The organism is Aeromicrobium sp. Root472D3 (genome assembly GCF_001426485.1).
In the GTDB taxonomy this organism is placed as follows: domain Bacteria; phylum Actinomycetota; class Actinomycetes; order Propionibacteriales; family Nocardioidaceae; genus Aeromicrobium.
Genome location: NZ_LMET01000001.1, coordinates 1,534,602 through 1,553,338, shown reverse-complemented (window position 1 = coordinate 1,553,338; position 18,737 = coordinate 1,534,602). Strand labels below are relative to the sequence as shown.

Sequence of the window (18,737 nt, the reverse complement as noted above, 5' to 3'; positions counted from 1 at the left end):
CGGAGCGACCGGCTGGGGACTATCCTGACGAGGTGTCCGACAAGCCCGCGAAGGATCCCAGCAGGAGCCGTCCGATCAACGGCAGCACCTTTGCCCGCACGGCACGACTCGCGTCGTTGCCGGTCGGATTCGCCGGGCGCACGACCCTCGGCCTCGGCAAGCGCATCGTCGGCACGCCGGCGAACCTCGTCCTCGACGAGGTGCAGCGACGCACGGCCGACCAGATCTTCAGCGTGCTCGGCCAGCTCAAGGGCGGGGCCATGAAGTTCGGCCAGGCCATGAGCATCTTCGAGGCCGCCCTGCCCGAGGAGTTCATCGGGCCCTACCGCGAGACCCTCGTCAAGCTGCAGGACTCCGCGCCGCCCATGCCACCCGGCACCGTCCACCGCGTCATGGCCGAGGAGTTCGGCCCCGCCTGGCGCGACCGGTTCCCGACCTTCGACGACCGGCCCGCCGCCTCGGCCTCGATCGGACAGGTCCATCGCGCCACGTGGTCCGGTGACGACGACGCCGATCCCGTCGACGTGGCGGTCAAGCTGCAGTACCCGGGAGCCGCGAAGGCCCTCATCTCCGACCTCAAGCAGATCTCGCGGCTCGCCCGCCTCTTCGGCGTCATCGCACCCGGGCTCGACGTCAAGCCACTCGTCAAGGAGCTGCAGGATCGCGTCGCCGAGGAGCTCGACTACAGCCTCGAGGCCGGCGCCCAAGGGGTCTTCGCGGCCGAGTTCAACGGCGACTCCGACATCGTCGTGCCCGAGCCGCTGGCCCACACCGAGCGCGCACTGGTGTCGACGTGGCTCGAGAGCGACTCGTCGCTCGCGCAGGTCATCACGTCGGGAACCCAGGACGAGCGAGACCGCTACGGCGAGGCCTACGTGCGGTTCCTGTTCGCCGGGCCCCGCCGCGCCGGCATGCTGCACGCCGACCCGCACCCCGGCAACTTCCGCATCATGCCCGACGGCCGGCTCGGCGTCGTCGACTTCGGCGCCGTCGCGCGCCTGCCCGAGGGGCTCCCGGCCTCGATGGGGCGCCTCCTGCGTCACGCCGTCGACGGCGACTACGACGGCGTGCTCGAGGGCCTGCGCGACGAGGGCTTCCTCAAGAGCAAGACCGATCTCGACGCCGACACGATCGCGCGCTACATCGGGCCCTTCGTCGAGCCGGCGCGGGTCGAGCGGTTCACCTTCAGCCGCGAGTGGATGCGCGAGCAGACGTTGCGCGTCAGTGCGCCCACGGCCGAGGGCATGGGAACGGCGATGAAGATCAACCTGCCCCCGCAGTACCTGCTGATCCACCGGGTGTGGATCGGTGGCATCGGCGTGCTGAGCCAGCTCGGTGCGACGGCGCCGTTCCGCGCGATCCTCGAGGAGTCGCTCCCGGGGTTCGCCGACGGCTGAGGGTGCTGCGCGCCGGTCAGGCCTGCTGCACCAGGTCGAGCACGGCCTCGCCGTACTGCTCGATCTTGGCGGGCCCGACCCCCGGGACCTTGGCCAGTGCATCGGCGTCGGACGGCTTCGACTCCGCGATCGCCTGCAGCGTGGCATCGGTGAACACGACGTACGCGGGCTTGCCCTGCTCGGTCGACTGCTCCTTGCGCCACGTGCGCAACGTCTCGTAGAGCTCCTCGTCGTATGTCGCCGGGCAGTCGGCGCACCGGCCGAGCTTGCGGTCGGCCACGGCCAGCACCGTGTTGCACACACGGCACTTGGCCACCTTGCGCTGGCGCGCCTGCGACGACACCTGACGCGCCGCGTGCCCCGCGGGCAGCAGCGTGTCGAGGAAGCGGGTCGGCTGGCGGTTGCCGCGCCCTCCGGCCTTGCGGGTCGCGGCCCACGAGATCATGAGGTCGTGACGGGCGCGGGTGACGCCGACGTAGAACAGCCGGCGCTCCTCCTCGACCATCTCGGGGGTGTCGGCGTGGACGCTCGGCATCATGCCCTCGTGCATGCCGACGCAGAACACGGCGTCCCACTCCAGGCCCTTGGCCGAGTGCAGCGTCGCCAGCGTGACGCCGTCGGCGGCCGGCGCGTGCGCCTGCTCGATGCGCCGGTCGAGATCGGCCACGAGGGCCGTCATGCCGGCCGAGGGGTTGCTCTCGGCGAGGTCGGACGCCATCGACACGATCGCGTGCAACGACTCCCACCGGTCGCGCACGGCTCCGGCGCCGGTCGGCGGATCGTCGGTGTGCCCCATGGTCGAGAGGACGGCGCGCACGTCGTCGACGAGGTGGTGACCCTCGGCCTCTCCCCCGCGGGCCGACCCCCGCAGCAGCGTGACGGCCTGCCGCACCTCGGCACGGTTGAAGAAGCCCGTCGCACCGCGCATGACGTACGGGATGCCGTGCTCGCCGAGCGCCTCCTCGAAGGCCTCGGACTGCGCGTTGATGCGGAACAGGATCGCCATCTCGCGGTACGGCACGCCGCGACGGTGCAGCAGGGAGATCTCGCTGGCGACGGCATTGGCCTCGGCGAGCTCGTCGGGGTAGCCGATGTAGCTGACGGGGTCGCCGGGCTCCTGCTGCGACTGCAGGCGGATGTCGTCGGTGGTGGCGGCCCGCGCGAAGACCGCGTTGGCGGCCGCGACGATCTGCGGCGTCGACCGGTAGTTGCGGACCAGCTCGATGCGCTCGGCGCCCTCGTGCCGGCGGGCGAACGACGTCAGGATGCGCGGTGAGGCTCCCGCGAACGAGTAGATCGTCTGACGGGGGTCGCCGACGACGCAGATGTCGTTGCGCCCGCCCAGCCACAGGTCGAGCAGCGTCGACTGGAGCGGGTTGACGTCCTGGAACTCGTCGACCACGAACCAGCGGTACTGCTGGCGGACCGTCGCCGCGATGCGCTCGTCGTCGGCCAGGATCGCGGCCGTGACGAGCAGGATGTCCTCCATGTCGATGCGCCCGCGCTCGCGCTTGACCTCCTCGTAGGCGGCCAGCACGTTGGCGACCTGCCCCGGGTCGAGGTTGGCGACCTCGCGCCGCGCGGGGCCCGCGGCGGCGGCGTAGGCCGTCGGGGCGATGTTGGAGACCTTGGCCCACTCGATCTCGGACGACAGGTCGCGCAGCAGCGGGGTGTCGGCGCGCTGACCGAGCCGGCGCACGGCCTCGGCGACGAGCGAGAACTTGGACTGCGTGACCTCGGGGAACTCGCCCCCGTAGACGTGCGGCCAGAAGTAGCGCGCCTGGCGCAGGGCCGCGGAGTGGAACGTGCGCGCCTGGACGCCCTCGGCGCCGAGGTCGCGCAGCCGCACGCGCATCTCGTTGGCGGCCTTGGTCGTGAACGTGACGGCCAGGACCTCGGTGGGCTTGTAGACGCCCGTCGCGACGCCGTACGCCATGCGGTGCGTGATCGCGCGGGTCTTGCCGGTGCCGGCTCCGGCCACGACGCTGACGGGGCCGCGGAGCGCGAGCGCGACCTCGCGCTGCTCGGGATCGAGGCCGGTCAGCAGGTCGTCGGCGTCGGGCATGCGTCAAGACTAGTCGGCGCCGCCGACACCCCCGGCCCTCCGGGTCACGGGGTGTGGAGCGCCGAGCGGTGGCTCACACGGGGCCCCGGAATGACACGGGCGTCCCTCCTGTTGACATGATGGACACCAGTCGTCGAAGGAGACCTTCCATGTCCGGCACGTTCACGATGTACTCCACCCCGTGGTGCGGCTACTGCCACCGCCTGAAGGGCCAGCTCAAGCGCGAGGGCATCGACTTCGACGAGGTCGACATCGAGCAGCAGCCCGATGCCGCCCTGATCGTCGAGAAGGCCAACAACGGCAACCAGACCGTGCCGACGCTCGTCTTCGCCGACGGCACCGCGCTGACCAACCCCAGCCTCGCCCAGATCAAGGCACAGCTGGCCTGAGCGCGCCCCGCGCGCGAACGGCCGGCTGTGCGCCAGCGAAGCGTGAGCGCCGCGCGGCGGAGCCGCCCGCCTGCGAGGCGTGGCGAGCGGTCGAGCTCGATTGATGTCGCCTCGCTGCGCTCACGGTCGGCCGAGAGCGGCCTTTCTGGCGACCGGGATCGCGGTTGAGCCGACCGGTCAGGCCCACTTCCCGTGGATCGTGCCGCCGTGCCACTGCTGCAGGAGCCAGCGCGAGATCGAGACGTTGGGCGGCAGCAGCAGCTCGCTCGAGGCCGTCATCTCGGTGACCTCGTCGCGGGTGAACCAGCGGGCCTCGGCGATCTCGTTCTCGTCGACCCTGATGTCGTACGACAGGGCCCGGCCGAAGAACCCGAGCATCAGGCTCGACGGGAACGGCCACGGCTGGCTCGCGGCGTACGTGACGTCGCCGACCGGCACGCCGACCTCCTCCATGACCTCGCGGCGCACGGCGTCGCCGAGGGTCTCCCCCGGCTCGACGAAGCCCGCGAGCGTCGAGAAGCGGCCCTCGGGCCACACCGGCTGACGTCCGAGCAGGGCACGGTCCTGGTCGTCGGTGATCAGCATGATGACGGCCGGGTCGGTGCGGGGGAAGTGGTGGGCCGAGCACACCGGGCACACGCGGACGTGGCCCGCGTCCGCGACGTCGGTCGGGGCGCCGCAGCGCGCGCAGAAGCGGTGCGTCTGGTGCCATCGCGCGATGCCGACGGCGTGCACGGCCAGCGAGGCCTCGCCGGCGTCGACGCTCGGCCCGATCATCCGCAGGCTGGCGGGCTCGAGCTCGTCCGGGACGCGCTCGACCATCACGGCGGCGTAGCGCTGGTCGCCCTTCAGGCCCAGGAAGATCCACTCACCGTCGGGGGCCTCGTCGAGCGAGACCCAGCGCAGGCCCGAGCCACCGGTCGTGGGGACGTGCTCGCCACCGATGACCAGCACCTTGACGTCCGGGTCGCCGACCGGCACGCGCCGCCAGGCGTCGTCCTTGCGGAGATGTCCGGCGCGGTCGTGCTGGGCGTGATCGAAGGCGAAGTCCACCCCATCACGTTAGCCCGAGCTGCTCCTCCAGGTCGGCCCGGCCGGGCAGGTCGGAGTACCGGCGGACCTCGTCGAGCCGCACGTAGTAGAAGACCCCATCGACCGTGGACGGGTCGATGCCCTGCAGCTCGGCCCACGCGAGCCGGTAGATCGCGAGCTGCAGCGGATCGGACGTCGGCTGCCGGTTGGTCTTCCAGTCGACGACGTCGAAGCCCTTCTCGGTGCGGTAGACCGCATCGATGCGACCGATGACCTGCTGCCCGCCCAGCATGATCGAGAACGGCGCCTCGATCGCGTGGGGCGTGCTGCCGCCGTAGGGGCCCGCGAGGAACTTCGCGGTCATCTCGTCGAGCTCGTCGTCGTCGCCGATGTGGGCGTCGCCCCGCCCGGGCAGGTCGGCAGGGTCGAGCAGCGACTGCTGACCGCCCTCGAGCTGCGCCTCGACCCAGGCGTGGAAGCGGGTGCCGAACCGCGCGCCGGGCACGGGCTCGCGCGGCATCGGGCGGGCGAGCTCGGCCAGCAGCTCGTCGCGCTCCTGCGCGAGCCGCAGGGCCGTCGTGGCCGACAGCGTCGACGGCAGCTCGATCGTGCGCACGGGGTCGGCGGCCCGGTCGGCCTCGGCGATCAGCAGCTCGAGCTCGTCCTCGATCTGCCGGACGAGCTCGAGCTCGGCCTGCTCGTCGGCCGTGCCGAACTCGGGCAGGTCGGGCGAGCCGGGGTCGTCGATGTGGGCGTCGACCAGGGCGGCGAGCCGGTGGCGGGCCGTGAGGTCGGCCGTCGAGGCGGGCCAGGCCACGGCGAGTCGCTGCTCGGCCAGGGGATTGCGGTCGTCGGCGTCGGGCTCGGGCGTCCACAGCAGCGGCTCGACCCCGCGCGCCGCCAGCCAGGCCCGGGTGTTGTCGAGGAACGGCGAGGGACCCCGCGGCCTGGTCGCCGTGCGACCCCACCAGTGCCCCGAGACGTGCAGCTCGAGCTTGGCCCGCGTGTAGGCGACGTAGCCGAGGCGACGCTCCTCCTGCAGGGCGTCGGCGGAGTTCAGCGCCCGGTACTCCTTGTCGCCGGCGTACGTCCACGCCTCGATGTCGGGCAGCTGGTCGGCGTCGCCGCGCAGCGCGACCGGCAGGGTCGTGGCGCTGCCGACCCACCGCGAGCGCCCCCGCGAGTGCGGGAAGACGCCCTTGGCCATGAAGGGCACGAACACGACGCGCCACTCCAGGCCCTTGGCCTTGTGCGCCGTCAGCAGCTTGACCGAGTCGGCGTCGGACGGGGTGGAGACCTCCATGCCGTCGTTGTAGCGCTCCTCGGCCTCGAGGTACGCCAGCAGACCCGCGAGCGAGGCGTAGGAGTCGTCGGAGGAGTAGGCCGCGACGGCGTCGAGCAGCAGGGCGATGTTGTCGAGGCCGGACGGCGCCCCGGCCGCCTCGAGCTCGACGTCGAGGTCGAGGGCGTGCATGACCCGGCGGGCGAAGTCGTACAGCGGCTCGCCGACGTGCGAGCGCAGGCCCGACAGCAGGCCGGCCAGCGACTGGAACCGGACGCGCGCCTCGGGCGAGTAGGGCAGGTCGCCCGGGTCCTCGACGGCGTCGGCGAGCGACACGATCTCGGTGGGGTCGGCGCCCTCGACGGCCTTGGCGAGCTGCTCCTCCAGCGACAGGTCGCCCTCACGGCCGAACGTCCGGCCGCTCAGCGACGCCGCACGCCGGCCCAGGAGCGCGAGGTCGCGCGGCCCGATGTGCCATCGCGGCCCCGTGAGCAGGCGCAGCATCGCGGGGTTGGCCGTGACGTCGTCGACGACCTCGAGCACCGACACGAGGTCGAGCACCTCGGGCTGCGACAGCAGCCCGGTGAGCCCGACGACCTCGAACGGGATGCCGGCGGCCCGCAGCCCCGCGACGATCTCGCCGTTCTCGCCGCCGACGCGCACGAGGATCGCGATCTCGGACAGCGGGTGGCCGGCGTCGATCGCCGCACGGACCCCCGCCACGACCGAGGCGACCTCGTCGGCGACCGTCGGGTGCAGCGCCACCGTCACCTCGCCCTCGACGTTCTCGGGGTGCGCCTGCAGGGGCTGCACGACGTCGGACGTCGCGTAGAACTCGGCGGCCAGCTCGTTGGCCGCGCCGATGATGCTGCGGCCGCAGCGCCGCGTCTCGACCAGCGAGAACTGTGCCCCGCGGCCGCCGTCGGACGTCGGGAACTGGTCGAGGAACTCGATCAGGTTGCCCGCCGCGGCTCCGCGCCACCCGTAGATGCCCTGTGCCGGGTCGCCCACCGCCATGACGGGGTGCCCGAGCCCGTGCTCGGCGTCGTCGCCCGAGAACAGGTTCTTGAGCAGGTCGCGCTGGGCCACCGAGGTGTCCTGGTACTCGTCGAGCAGGACGACGTCGAACCGCTCGCGCAGCGACTCGGCGACCTCGGGGACGGCCGACAGCTCGGCGCCCCACGCCATCTGGTCGGAGAAGTCCATGACGCCGGCGGTCGCCTTGGCGCGGCGGTAACGGTCGACCAGGCGCGTCAGCTCGATGCGCTTGCGGGCTGCCGCGATGCCGCTGTCGTGCACCGCGTACCGCTTCTCCTCACCCTCGAGCCGGGCGATGAGGTCGACGTCGAAGGCGCGCAGCTCGTCGGTCGTGACGAGGTGCTCGGACAGCTGGCCGTCGAGGGCCATAACGTCGCCGACGAGCCGCGGCACGTTGGTCGAGACCTCGACCAGCTCGCCGTCGTACGACTCGATGGCCTGCGCGACCCGCTGGAAGCGCGACGCGTCCGAGAGGATGCGCAGATCGGGCTCGATGCCGAGCCGCAGGCCGTGCTCGGCGATCAGCGTGCCCGCGAAGGCGTGGTACGTCGACGTCGTGGGCTCGCCGTCGGCCTCGACCTCGAGGGCGGCCAGCGACCGCCGGATGCGGACGCCGAGCTCGGCGGCGGCCTTGTTGGTGAAGGTCAGGCCGAGGATGCGCTCGGGCGCGACCCCGTGGTGGCCCACGAGCCACACCACGCGCGCGGCCATGACGGTCGTCTTGCCCGACCCGGCGCCCGCGATGATGACGCTGGGTCGGTCGACGGGAGCCGTGATGGCGGCCAGCTGGGGCTCGGAGAAGCGGAACGGCGGCCGCCCGGGCGCTGCCGGGTACAGGCCCTGGAAGACGCGGTCGAGCGCGTCGGTCGTGGGGAGCCGCGTCATGCCTGCCCACCTCCGAGGATGCTGGCGCCCTCCGGCTGGGCGGGGCAGGCTCGCTGGAACTCGCAGTAGCGGCACGACTTCTCGCTGGGGGTCGCGTCGAAGCTCTCGTCGGCGATGACGTGCACCGATCGGGTCAGCTGCTCGAGCGCGAAGAACGGCTGGTCGGCCGGTGGCGCGTCCTGCGGCTGGACGACCGGGTAGTCGGGCAGCTTCTTCTCGCCGTTGCGCAGCTGGACGAGCTCGGCACCGGCCGCCCGGATGCCCTCGGCCAGCCCGGACGTCGCGCCGAGGTCGACCGCCAGCTGGTAGAAGCCCAGCTGCGGGTGCTCGGCGAGGTCCTTGCGGTCGGCCACCGACTTGCTGGTCTTGAGGTCGACGACGTGGACGCCGTCCGCGTCGATCTCGACCCGGTCCATCGAGCCGTCGAGGGTGACCTCGCGCCCGTCGATCGTGGTCGTCACCGAGAACTCGTGCTCGGCCGCCAGCGTCGTGCGGCCGTGCCGCAGGTGCCACGACACGAAGCGCACCAGCGCGTCGCGCGCCTCGGCGCGCTCGCGGCCGCCGATCCAGTCGGCGGCGAAGGCCAGCTGGTCCCAGACGGAGTCGACGTAGACCCCGAGCGCCTCGGCGTCGGCCGGGAGGCGCTGCTCGGCGACCTCGGCCGCGACGGCGTGGACGACCGATCCGAAGCCCTGGGCCGTGGTGGTGGCGGTGGAGGCCTTGACCTCGTGGTCGTAGAACCACTTGAGCGGGCACTCGACGATCGAGCTGACCGAGCTGCCCGACAGGCGGATCGTCGCCTCGGGATCGCGCATCGGCAGCTCGCTGCGGGTGATCGCCGCCATGCCCCACCACCGCTCGGGACGGGCCGGTCGCGTGGCACCGCCCGGGCGTTCGGCCAGCAGCGCGAGCGAGCGGGCCACCCGGTCGCGGACGACGTCGCTGTCGGTGGTCTCGCCGAGGCGCCGGAGCGCGGCGATGGACCCGCGCAGCGACAGCGGGCGGTCGGGGCGGCGCCGGGGCTGCCGCTCGGGCACCGAGCCGTCGGCGTGCCGGTGCAGGTGGTCCCACAGCTCGGAGACGAACAACGACGGCTGGTCGCCGTCCTCGCGGCCGCTCTCGACCGCCGTGACGACCAGGTGCTGCCGGGCCCGCGTGCACGCCACGTAGAACAGTCGTCGCTCCTCGCGCAGCGCCTCGCGCGCCGTCGGGGGCGACACCTCGCCGTGCGGGCCGAGCCGCTCGGCGCGCAGGAAGCTGCCGCGGTGCCGCACGTCGGGCCAGGTGCCGTCCTGCACGCCGGCGACGACGACGGTGCGCCACTCGAGCCCCTTGGACCGGTGCGCCGTCATGAGCTGGACGGCGTCGGGGGCGATCGCCCCCTGGGCCAGCGTGTCGGCCGGGATCTGCTGCGCCTCGAGCTCGGCCACGAAGGTCGCCAGGCCACGACGCTGCTGCTGCTCCTCGGCGCGGGCCGCCTGCGCGAACAGCGCCACCAGGACGTCGAGGTCGTGGTCGGCGCGGGCCGAGCCCTCGCCGTCGCCGAGCGCCTCGGCCCGCAGGCGGTCGCGCCACGGGGTGCCCGACCACAGCGTCCAGAGCACGCGCTCGGCCGACTGCCCCCCCAGGATCTGGTCGGCGGCGCGACGCAGCAACGAGGCCAGCCGCGAGGCCTTGGCCGCCGAGTGGCCCAGCGGCTCGTCGGGTCGCGCGAGCGTCAGCAGGACGGCGGGTTGACCGAGCGCCTCGGCCAGCAGCAGCCGCGAGGCCCGTGGACCCCGCTCGTCGGTGCGGTCGGCGGTGCGCAGGGCACGCCCGACGCGCCGGAGGGCCGGTGCGTCGAGCCCGCACAGCGGTCCCGAGAGCAGGGAGTCGGCGGCCGCCGGGTCGAGGGGGCGGTCGTGCGCGATGTCGTCGGCGGCCCGCAGCGCCGCAAGCAGCGAGCGGACCGAGGGCTCGGACGCCAGCGGCAGCTCGTCGCCGGCCACGACGACCGGCACGCCGGCCGCACTGAGCGACCGCTGGTAGCGGGCGATGTCGGCGCCCGACCGCACCAGCACGGCCATCTGCCCCCACGGCACCTCGCGGGCCAGGCGCTGCTCGCGCAGGATCAGGGCGATGTGCTCGGCCTCGGCGGTGGGCGTCGCGAACGTCTCGACGTGCACGTCGCCCTCGAGGTGGCGACGCGGCGTCAGGTGCCGCAGACCGTCGAAGTCGGGGCCGTCGACCGCCCCGAGCACACCGCGGTTGGACACGATCGACGCGGCGGCCGACGAGATCGTCGCGCCGTAGCGACTGGTGCGGCCGAGGACCACGAGATCGGCCGGCGAGCCGTCCGACCGGGGGAACTGCGTGCGGAAGTCGAGGATGCCGCGCACGTCGGCGCCGCGGAACCCGTAGATCGACTGGTACGGGTCGCCGACGACGATGACGTCCCTCCCGTCGCCGGCCAGTGCCCGCAGCAGCTCGACCTGCAGCGGGTCGGTGTCCTGGTACTCGTCGACGACCACTAGGCGGTAGGCGGCGCGGACGCGGTCGCGCCGGGCCGGGTCGCGCAGCATCTGGACGGCCTGGAAGACCAGGTCGGAGTAGTCGATCGTGTTCTGCAGGGCGGCGACCCCGGTGTAGTCGTCGAAGAACCGCGCGGCGGCCTTCCACTCCTCGCGTCCGGTCGACTCGCCCAGGCGCAGCAGGTCGAGCGCGTCCATGTCGCGCCCGCGGGCCGTGGACAGCAGCCGCTGCATCTCGGCCGCCAGACCGCGCGTGCGCAGCGACGGGCGGATGATCGCCGGCCACTCCTCGGCGTCGCCCTCGGCCAGGAGCCGCTGGATCACGGCGTCCTGCTCGGGCGCGCTGAGCAGCTGGAGGGGACGCACGAAGTCGTCCGGGTCCTGCAGCTGCCGCACCAGGGCGTAGCAGAAGGAGTGGAACGTCATGGCCGGCGTGGACGCGGTGGTGCGGGCGAGCCGGCGCGCGATGCGCGACTTGAGCTCGTCGGCGGCCTTGCGGCTGAACGTCAGCACCAGGATCTCGTCGGGCGCGAGGCCCCGGTCGACCCGGTCGGCCACGACCTCGACGAGCGTGGACGTCTTGCCCGCGCCGGGGCCGGCGAGCACCAGCAACGGCCCACCGGGGTGGTCGACGACGGCTCGCTGCTCGGCGTCGAGCGTCGGCACGAGCGCGGGCTCGACGTCAGGCGTCTGGAGCACGTACTCGATCGGCATGACCCCATCCCACCAGACGGGGCCGACAGTCAGTCGCGGTACTGCCAGAGTGCCCGCGACATGTCGACCGCGTGGCCGCTGGCACGCATCGGCGTGCCCTCCTCGGCGTAGTGCTCCTGGGCACCCATGCCGTGCGCCGCGGTGAGGCTGCCGTCGGCCCGCACGACGCGCCACCATGCGACCGCGCCACCGTCCATCGCCATGACACGACCCACCTGGCGCGGGCCGCCCTCGCCCAGGATCTCCGCGATCGCCCCGTACGACAGGACCTGGCCGGGCGGGATCCGCTCGACCAGGTCCAGGACGCGATCGGTGTAACCGTCGTCCACGTCGGTTCGCTCAGTACGTCGGCTGGCTGGGGTCGATCTGGTTGACCCACGCCACGACGCCGCCGCCTACGTGGACGGAGTCCTTGTAGCCGGCACCCTTCAGCACCGCCAGCGCCTCGGCCGAGCGGACGCCCGACTTGCAGTGCAGGACGATCTGCTGGTCGCTCGGCAGCTGCTCGAGCGCCTTGCCGTTGAGGAACTCGCCCTTCGGGATCAGGATCGAGCCCGGGATCTTGTTGATCTCGTACTCGCCCGGCTCGCGCACGTCGACCAGGACGAAGTCGCGGCCGCCGTCGTTGCGCTCCTTGAGCCAGCCGTCGAGCGTCGCGACCGAGATCGTCGAGTCGGCGGCCGCGTCGGCGGCCTCCTCGCTGATCGCACCGCAGAACGCCTCGTAGTCGCTCAGCAGCTCGGTGGGCAGGACGCCGTCGGGGTCGCGACGGATCTTGAGCGTCGAGTACCGCATCTCGAGCGCGTCGTAGACCATCAGGCGGCCGATCAGCGGGTCGCCGATGCCGGTGATGAGCTTGATCGCCTCGGTGACCATGATCGAGCCGATCGAGGCGCACAGGACGCCCAGCACGCCGCCCTCGGCGCACGACGGGACCATGCCCGGCGGCGGCGGCTCGGGGTAGAGGTCGCGGTACTGCGGTCCCTCCTGGGCCCAGAAGACGCTGACCTGACCCTCGAAGCGGTAGATCGAGCCCCACACGTACGGCTTGCCGAGGATGACCGCGGCGTCGTTGACGAGGTAGCGCGTCGCGAAGTTGTCGGTGCCGTCGACGATCAGGTCGTACTGGGCGAAGATCTCCAGCACGTTGTCGTTGTCGAGACGCTCGTTGTGGACGATGGTCGTCACGTACGGGTTGGTCTCGGCGACCGACGCGGCGGCCGACTCGGCCTTCGGCCTGTCGATGTCGGACTGGCCGTGGATGATCTGGCGCTGCAGGTTCGACTCGTCGACGACGTCGTCGTCGATGATGCCGAGCGTGCCGACGCCCGCCGCGGCCAGGTACAGCAGCGCGGGGCTGCCGAGGCCGCCGGCGCCGATGACCAGCACCTTGGCGTTCTTCAGACGCTTCTGGCCGGTCATGCCGACGTCCGGGATGATGAGGTGGCGGCTGTAGCGGCGCACCTCGTCGATCGTGAGCTCGCTTGCTGGTTCGACGAGTGGGGCGACCACGGGTTCTCCTTCGATGGCACGTACGACGACTTCAGGCACAACGTCGCATCAGTTCCCCATTGTTCCCGGTCGGGGCACGGGCCCGCTCCGCCCGTCCGGATCGTGGGCGCCCCCAGTAGGCTGGGCTGGTGACCGAAGCCATCCCGATGCGTCAGCGCACGAGCCGACTGCCGCGCACCGCGCGCAGGGCCCAGCTGCTCGAGGTCGCGCTCGAGGTGTTCGTCGAGCAGGGCTACCACTCGGCGTCGATGGACGAGATCGCCGACCGCGCCGGCGTGTCCAAGCCCGTGCTCTACCAGCACTTCCCCGGCAAGCTCGACCTGTACCTCGCCCTGCTCGAGACGTCGTGCGACACGGTCGTCGAGGGCGTCAAGGACGCCCTGGCGTCGACGCAGGACAACCGCCGACGCGTCAAGGCCACGATGGAGCTGTGGTACGACTACGTCGCCGACCAGGGCGCCGCGTTCCGCCTCGTGTTCGAGTCCGACCTGACCAGCGACCCCGCCGTCCGCGCGCAGGTCGACCGGGTCGTCGAGGAGTCCGCGGCCCTCGTGGCCGAGGTCATCAGCGACGACACCGGCCTGCCGCCGGCCGCCTCCCACCTGCTGGCGGTCAGCCTCGTCGGCATGGGCCACGTCGGCGCGCGCAACTGGCTGTCGCACGACTCGAGCCTGTCGCGCGACGAGGCCGTCCAGCTCGTCGCAGCCCTCGCGTGGCGCGGCATCGGAGCCTTTCCCCGCAACGAAGACGACAACATCCAAGGAGTTGAGTGACCGTGGAGGTCAAGATCGGCGTGCAGTACGCGCCCCGTGAGCTGTCCGTGTCGACCGAGGACGCGCCGAAGGACGTCCTGGCCGCGCTCGACGAGGCTCTCAAGAACGACAGCGTCTTCACGCTGACCGACGACAAGGGCCGCACCGTGGCCGTCCCGGCCGCGAAGGTCGCCTACCTCGACTTCACGTCGGACGCCGGGCGCAAGGTCGGCTTCGGCCTCGCCGCCAGCGAAGCCGTCACCGCGGGAGCCTGACCGCTGGGCGGTGACCTGGCGACGTGTCCTGCGACCGGACGGGTCGCCGGGTCACCGGGACGGTGAGCGCCTCTAGGCAGCCAGGCCCAGCTTGTCCATGCGGGCGGCGTGGGCCTCGGTCAGGCGCGTGAACATGCGTCCGATGCCGGCCAGGTCCATGCCCGGGTGGTCGACGCCGCCCACCAGGACGGTGCTCAGCGCGTCGCGCTCCGCGACGACCATCTGCGCCTGGCTCAGCGCCTCGCCCATGAGCCGGCGCCCCCACAGCGCGAGACGTCCGCCGACGCGGTGGTCGTCGTCGATCGCGCCGCGGATCGCGTCGATCACGAAGTCGGAGTGGCCCGTGCCGCTGAGCGTGTCGAGGACGAGCTCGCGGGTGTCGGCGTCGAGGTACGCCGCGATCTCGCGGTAGAAGTCGGCGGCCAGGCCGTCGCCGACGTAGGCCTTGACCAGGCCCTCGAGCCAGTCGGACGGCTTGGTCTGCCGGTGGAACCGCTCGAACGTGGCCGCGAACGGCAGCATGACCTCGAAGGGGTCCTCCCCCATCGCGACGAGGTGGTCGCGCAGCTTCTCGAAGTGCCCGAACTCGGCCGTCGCCATCGCGGCGATCTCGACCTTGTTGCGCAGGTCGGGCGCCATCTTGGCGTCCTCGGCGAGTCGCTCGCACGCGCTGATCTCGCCGTAGGCGAGCAGCCCCAGCAGCTCCAGGACGCCGGTGCGGTACACCGGATCGTCGATCGTGGAGGGGGTCGGATCGTCGAGGGAGGCCATGACGATGGAGCGTAGCGTGCGCCCGCGGCGGCGGGCTCACGAACCACAGGGCTCGCAGACGTTAGACTGACGGTGGAAATCCCACGAATCTGAAGAATTCGAGAAGACCCTGACTACGTTCAAAGATCTGGGCGTCATGCCCGAGATCGCCGACGCGCTCATCGCCGTCGGCATCGAAGAAGCTTTCCCGATCCAGGAGATGACGCTCGGCGTCGCCCTCCAGGGCACCGACCTCATCGGCCAGGCGCGCACCGGAACCGGCAAGACGCTGGCCTTCAGCATCCCGGTCATCCAGCGCATCTCGCTGCCGGCCGACGCCGACTTCGACGAGGAGCTCGCCGGCAAGCCGCAGGCCCTCATCGTCGCGCCGACGCGCGAGCTCGCGATCCAGGTCGCCAGCGACGTCGCCGTCGCCTCGAAGGGGCGCGGCACCCGCAACCTGACGATCTACGGCGGCGTCCCCTACGAGTCGCAGCTCGACGCGCTGACCGCCGGCGTCGACATCGTCGTCGGCACGCCCGGACGTCTGCTCGACCTGGCCAACCGGGGCGCGCTCGACCTGTCGCACATCCGCACGCTGGTGCTCGACGAGGCCGACGAGATGCTCGACCTGGGCTTCCTGCCCGACGTCGAGTCGCTGCTGGCCAAGACGCCCGAGTCGCGTCAGACGATGCTGTTCTCGGCGACCATGCCGGGCGCGATCGTCGGGCTGGCCCGCAAGCACATGCGCCACCCGATGAACATCCGCGCCGAGTCCGGTGACGACGACAGCCAGATGGTGCCGGCGACGGCGCAGTTCGTCTGGCAGGCCCACGACATGGACAAGCCCGAGATCGTCGGGCGCATCCTGCAGGCCGAGGACGTCGGACGCGTCATCATCTTCACCCGCACCAAGCGCACGGCGCAGCGGGTGGCCGACGAGCTGATCGACCGGGGCTTCCCGGCCTCGCCGCTGCACGGCGACATGGCGCAGCCGGCCCGCGAGAAGGCGCTCGCCCGGTTCCGCGAGGGCAAGATCGACATCCTCGTGGCGACCGACGTCGCGGCCCGCGGCATCGACGTCGCCGGCATCACGCACGTCATCAACTACAACTGCCCCGAGGACGACAAGACCTACGTGCACCGCATCGGCCGCACGGGTCGCGCCGGCGCCTCGGGCATCGCGGTGACGTTCGTCGACTGGGCCGACATCACGCGCTGGAAGCTCATCAACAAGGCCCTGGGTCTGCCGTTCGACGAGCCGCAGGAGACGTACTCGACGTCCGAGCACCTGTTCCACGACCTCGGCATCGACCCGAACGTCAAGGGACGCCTCAAGGCCGCGTCGCCGCGCGAGCCGAAGAAGGACGACGACCGTGGCGGTCGCGGCGGCAACCGCGGCGGTGGTCGCGAGGGCGGCAACCGCGGCGGTGGCGGTGGCGGCGGTGGTCGTGACGGCGGCAGCCGTGGCGGCGGAGACCGCGGCGGACGTCAGCAGTCGTCGGGCGGTGGCCGTCCGCAGGCCGCTCCCGATGCCCCGGCTCCCCTGCCGACCGGCGAGGACGCGCCCCGCATCCGCAAGCGCAGCCGCACCCGTACCCGCAGCGGTCAGCGCTCGACCAACCCCGAGTAGCACCCGCCCGCGAGTCGCTGGCGCCCGCTCGCGAGTCGCACAGGCCCGGCCACGAGTCACTCGTGGTCGGGCCTTCGCGACTCGTCGGCGAGCGTGCGCGACTCGTCGGCGGGCGTGCGCGACTCGTCGGCGTCAGGGGGTGACGACGACGGCGGTGCCGACGGGGGCGAACTCCCACAGGGCGATCGCGTCGGGCTTCCACTGCCGCACGCAGCCGGCCGACAGCGGCGTGCCGAGCTGGGCCTTGGTCTGCTCGAGGACGCCGTCGTTGTCGCGGGGCACGGAGTGGAAGCCGATCGGCTCGCTGAAGCCCGTCGCGAAGCGGACGAAGTACTCCATCGTGCCGCTCGCGTCGAAGGCCGTCGCGTCGCGCGTCTTGGACTGGACGCGGTACGTGCCCGGGTCGAGGTTGTCGAAGCGGCTGCCCGAGACGGGGTAGGTGCGCTCGACGGTCTCGTCGGCGTCGACCAGCCACACCCGCTGCTCGGTCTCGGAGAACACGATGCGCCGGCCCTCGCCGGAGTCGGCCGGCACGGCGGGATCGTCGACGGCCAGCGCGACGGCGTCGACGTCGACGTCGACCTCCGGCTCGGTGACGGCGGTCGACGGCGCGGCCTGCTCGACCGGCGCGGCCTGCGTCACCGCGGGCGTCGGGCCACCGGGTGCGGCGACCGCCTGCCGGGCGTCGGCCGCGTCCGTGCCGAGCTGCGGCACCACCGCTGCGGCGGCACCCACGACGGCCGTGAGCCCCAGCGCGGCCACGGCGAGGGCTGCCCGGCGGGCAGGGCGACGTTCGGCGCGGTGCTTGGACACCCCGTCATCCTAGCCCCGGGTCGACGGCTCAGTCCGGGGAGTCGGAGCGCTTGCGCGAGCGGGGCCCCTTCGGGCCCGTCGCCGCACCCGCGGCCGCCAGGATGCCGGCCGCGACCTCGCGGTACGCCTCGGCCCCCTTGTGGTTCTTGGCCGTCGACAGCACCGACCGACCGATCGCGGGGGCCTCGGCGAACCGGATGGTCTTGGGGATCGGCGGCAGGACGACCGGCAGGTCGTACGTCTCGCCGATCGCCTCGAGGACGTTGCGGGCGTGCGTCGTGCGGCCGTCGTACATCGTCGGCAGGACGCCCATGATCTCGAGCTTGGGGTTGATGAACTGCCGGACGTCGTGGATCGTGTCGAGCAGCTGGCCGACGCCGCGGTGCGACAACGTCTCGGCCTGCAGCGGGATCAACACCTGCTGCGCCGCCGAGAGGGCGCCGACGGTCAGCACGCCCAGCGTCGGCGGGCAGTCGATCAGGATGTAGTCGTAGTCGTCGACGACCTTGTCGAGCGCGACGCGCAGACGCTGCTCGCGTCCGGTGCGGCCCACGAGGCTCTCCTCGGCCTGCGTCAGCGTGATGTTCGCCGGCAGCAGGTGCATGCCGTCGTCGGTCACGACGATCGCGTCGTCGGCCAGCTGGGTGCCCAGCAGCACCTGGGCGACCGTGAGCTCGAGGTCCTCCGGGTCGATGCCGAGCGAGAACGTCAGGCTGCCCTGCGGGTCGATGTCGACCAGCAGCACGCGCTGCCCGAGCTCGGCGAGCGCCGCCCCGAGGGACACCACCGTGGTCGTCTTGGCGACCCCGCCCTTCTGGTTGGCCACCGCGATCGTCGTCGTCACGCGCCCATTGTGTCAGTAATGCGACCGCAGAGGGGGCGCTCGCGCGAGGGTTTGGCATGCTGGGTGCATGACACGTCGAGCACTGGTGACCGGGGCGACATCAGGCATCGGCCTCGCGTTCGCGCAGGAGCTCGCGCGACGTGGCCACGACCTCGTGATCGTGGCCCGCACGACCGACCGCCTCGAGTCCGTCGCCGCCGACATCCGCGACCGTTCGGGGGTCCGCGTCGACGTCGTCACGGCCGATCTGTCGACCGAGCAGGGCATGCAGCTGGCGTCCAACGCCCTGACCGACACGACCCGTCCGGTCGACCTGCTGGTCAACAACGCGGGCGCGTCGCTGGCGGGCTGGTTCGGCACCACCGACATCGCCGACGAGGACCGTCAGCTCGACCTGCTGGTCCGCGCCCCGATGCACCTCATGGACGCCGCGATCAAGACCATGGCCGGGCGCGGCGGGGGCCAGATCATCAACGTCGCGAGCGTCGCGGCCTTCACGCCGCGCGGCGTCTACTCGGCCCACAAGGCGTGGCTCGTCAACCTGTCGCGGTGGGCCGACGTGCACTACGACGACGTCAACATCTCGGTGCAGGCCCTGTGCCCCGGCTTCGTGCGCACCGAGTTCCACCAGCGCGGCGAGATGGACGTCTCGGGCGTCCCGCGGTGGATGTGGCTCAAGGCCGACAAGGTCGTCGCGGCGTCGCTGTCCGACCTCGCGCGCGACAAGGCGGTCTCGATCCCGAGCCTGCGCTACCAGGTGCTCGCCGGCCTCGCCCGTCACCTGCCGGCCCCGTTCGTCACCCGGATGGCCAAGCGTGGCCGCTGAGGTGAGCGGTCGCGTGGGCG

At 72.2% G+C, this 18,737-nt stretch carries 15 protein-coding genes; 6 read left to right on the top strand and 9 right to left on the bottom strand.

Translation table 11 applies throughout. The features are described from left to right. Positions 1 to 32 precede the first annotated feature (32 nt). Complete coding sequence (locus ASD10_RS07600; RefSeq protein ID WP_235501783.1) at positions 33 to 1,397, top strand: AarF/ABC1/UbiB kinase family protein; 1,365 nt, start codon at positions 33 to 35, stop codon at positions 1,395 to 1,397. Between the two features lie 16 nt (positions 1,398 to 1,413). Here ASD10_RS07600 and ASD10_RS07595 read toward each other — a convergent pair whose 3' ends face one another. Further along, on the bottom strand, positions 1,414 to 3,462 hold the full coding sequence (locus ASD10_RS07595; RefSeq protein ID WP_056606907.1) for an ATP-dependent DNA helicase UvrD2: 2,049 nt from the start codon (positions 3,460 to 3,462) through the stop codon (positions 1,414 to 1,416). A 149-nt stretch (positions 3,463 to 3,611) separates the two neighbouring features. Here ASD10_RS07595 and ASD10_RS07590 point away from each other — a divergent pair, with 149 nt between their 5' ends. Then, positions 3,612 to 3,851 carry a mycoredoxin gene (locus ASD10_RS07590; RefSeq protein WP_056606904.1) on the top strand — a complete coding sequence of 80 codons (240 nt, stop codon included), beginning with the start codon at positions 3,612 to 3,614 and terminating at the stop codon, positions 3,849 to 3,851. 177 nt (positions 3,852 to 4,028) lie between these two features. Here the strand turns inward: ASD10_RS07590 and nudC are convergent, their stop codons facing one another. From nudC to moeZ, 5 genes are read right to left on the bottom strand one after another with little or no spacing between them, the layout of a single operon-like run. Beyond that, entirely contained in the window at positions 4,029 to 4,904 is an 876-nt protein-coding gene (gene nudC, locus ASD10_RS07585; RefSeq protein WP_056606901.1) for an NAD(+) diphosphatase, read from the bottom strand. A gap of 4 nt (positions 4,905 to 4,908) precedes the next feature. Then, positions 4,909 to 8,088 (bottom strand): ATP-dependent DNA helicase, encoded by a 3,180-nt coding sequence (locus tag ASD10_RS07580; RefSeq protein ID WP_056606898.1) that lies wholly within the window; start codon positions 8,086 to 8,088, stop codon positions 4,909 to 4,911. Next, positions 8,085 to 11,312 carry an ATP-dependent DNA helicase gene (locus tag ASD10_RS07575; RefSeq protein ID WP_056606896.1) on the bottom strand — a complete coding sequence of 1,076 codons (3,228 nt, stop codon included), beginning with the start codon at positions 11,310 to 11,312 and terminating at the stop codon, positions 8,085 to 8,087. Before ASD10_RS07575 ends, ASD10_RS07580 begins: the two co-directional genes overlap by 4 nt. Positions 11,313 to 11,341: 29 nt before the next feature. Continuing rightward, positions 11,342 to 11,641, bottom strand: a complete 300-nt coding sequence (locus tag ASD10_RS07570) for an MGMT family protein (protein WP_056606894.1) — start codon at positions 11,639 to 11,641, stop codon at positions 11,342 to 11,344. A gap of 10 nt (positions 11,642 to 11,651) precedes the next feature. Further along, positions 11,652 to 12,824 (bottom strand): adenylyltransferase/sulfurtransferase MoeZ, encoded by a 1,173-nt coding sequence (gene moeZ, locus ASD10_RS07565; RefSeq protein ID WP_056606891.1) that lies wholly within the window; start codon positions 12,822 to 12,824, stop codon positions 11,652 to 11,654. A 128-nt stretch (positions 12,825 to 12,952) separates the two neighbouring features. Between moeZ and ASD10_RS07560 the strand changes: the two genes are divergently transcribed. Beyond that, positions 12,953 to 13,597 carry a TetR/AcrR family transcriptional regulator gene (locus tag ASD10_RS07560; RefSeq protein WP_235501782.1) on the top strand — a complete coding sequence of 215 codons (645 nt, stop codon included), beginning with the start codon at positions 12,953 to 12,955 and terminating at the stop codon, positions 13,595 to 13,597. Next, positions 13,594 to 13,851 (top strand): DUF3107 domain-containing protein, encoded by a 258-nt coding sequence (locus ASD10_RS07555; RefSeq protein ID WP_235501781.1) that lies wholly within the window; start codon positions 13,594 to 13,596, stop codon positions 13,849 to 13,851. The genes ASD10_RS07560 and ASD10_RS07555 overlap by 4 nt, the downstream gene beginning before the upstream one ends. A gap of 72 nt (positions 13,852 to 13,923) precedes the next feature. Here ASD10_RS07555 and ASD10_RS07550 read toward each other — a convergent pair whose 3' ends face one another. After that, positions 13,924 to 14,622 (bottom strand): ferritin-like fold-containing protein, encoded by a 699-nt coding sequence (locus ASD10_RS07550; RefSeq protein WP_056606886.1) that lies wholly within the window; start codon positions 14,620 to 14,622, stop codon positions 13,924 to 13,926. A gap of 136 nt (positions 14,623 to 14,758) precedes the next feature. On the opposite strand from ASD10_RS07550, the gene ASD10_RS07545 reads away from it, so the two are divergent. Next, positions 14,759 to 16,234 carry a DEAD/DEAH box helicase gene (locus ASD10_RS07545; protein WP_157432491.1) on the top strand — a complete coding sequence of 492 codons (1,476 nt, stop codon included), beginning with the start codon at positions 14,759 to 14,761 and terminating at the stop codon, positions 16,232 to 16,234. 132 nt (positions 16,235 to 16,366) lie between these two features. On the opposite strand, the gene ASD10_RS07540 is transcribed toward ASD10_RS07545, so the two are convergent. Both ASD10_RS07540 and ASD10_RS07535 read right to left on the bottom strand, forming a co-directional pair. Then, a complete protein-coding gene (locus ASD10_RS07540; RefSeq protein WP_157432490.1) occupies positions 16,367 to 17,047 on the bottom strand; it encodes a L,D-transpeptidase in 681 nt (226 codons plus the stop codon). A 28-nt stretch (positions 17,048 to 17,075) separates the two neighbouring features. Continuing rightward, complete coding sequence (locus ASD10_RS07535) at positions 17,076 to 17,891, bottom strand: ParA family protein (protein ID WP_056606881.1); 816 nt, start codon at positions 17,889 to 17,891, stop codon at positions 17,076 to 17,078. A gap of 67 nt (positions 17,892 to 17,958) precedes the next feature. On the opposite strand from ASD10_RS07535, the gene ASD10_RS07530 reads away from it, so the two are divergent. Next, positions 17,959 to 18,717: an SDR family oxidoreductase gene (locus ASD10_RS07530; protein WP_056606878.1), complete on the top strand. Its 759-nt coding sequence runs from the start codon at positions 17,959 to 17,961 to the stop codon at positions 18,715 to 18,717. Positions 18,718 to 18,737 lie beyond the last annotated feature (20 nt).

Bases quoted from the DNA above. Each gene is read 5' to 3' on its own strand.
- ASD10_RS07595 (WP_056606907.1), bottom strand. From the start codon at position 3,462: ATGCCCGACGCCGACGACCTGCTGACCGGCCTCGATCCCGAGCAGCGC.
- ASD10_RS07590 (WP_056606904.1), top strand. From the start codon at position 3,612: ATGTCCGGCACGTTCACGATGTACTCCACCCCGTGGTGCGGCTACTGC.
- ASD10_RS07580 (WP_056606898.1), bottom strand. From the start codon at position 8,088: ATGACGCGGCTCCCCACGACCGACGCGCTCGACCGCGTCTTCCAGGGC.
- ASD10_RS07575 (WP_056606896.1), bottom strand. From the start codon at position 11,312: ATGCCGATCGAGTACGTGCTCCAGACGCCTGACGTCGAGCCCGCGCTC.
- ASD10_RS07550 (WP_056606886.1), bottom strand. From the start codon at position 14,622: ATGGCCTCCCTCGACGATCCGACCCCCTCCACGATCGACGATCCGGTG.
- ASD10_RS07545 (WP_157432491.1), top strand. From the start codon at position 14,759: ATGCCCGAGATCGCCGACGCGCTCATCGCCGTCGGCATCGAAGAAGCT.
- ASD10_RS07530 (WP_056606878.1), top strand. From the start codon at position 17,959: ATGACACGTCGAGCACTGGTGACCGGGGCGACATCAGGCATCGGCCTC.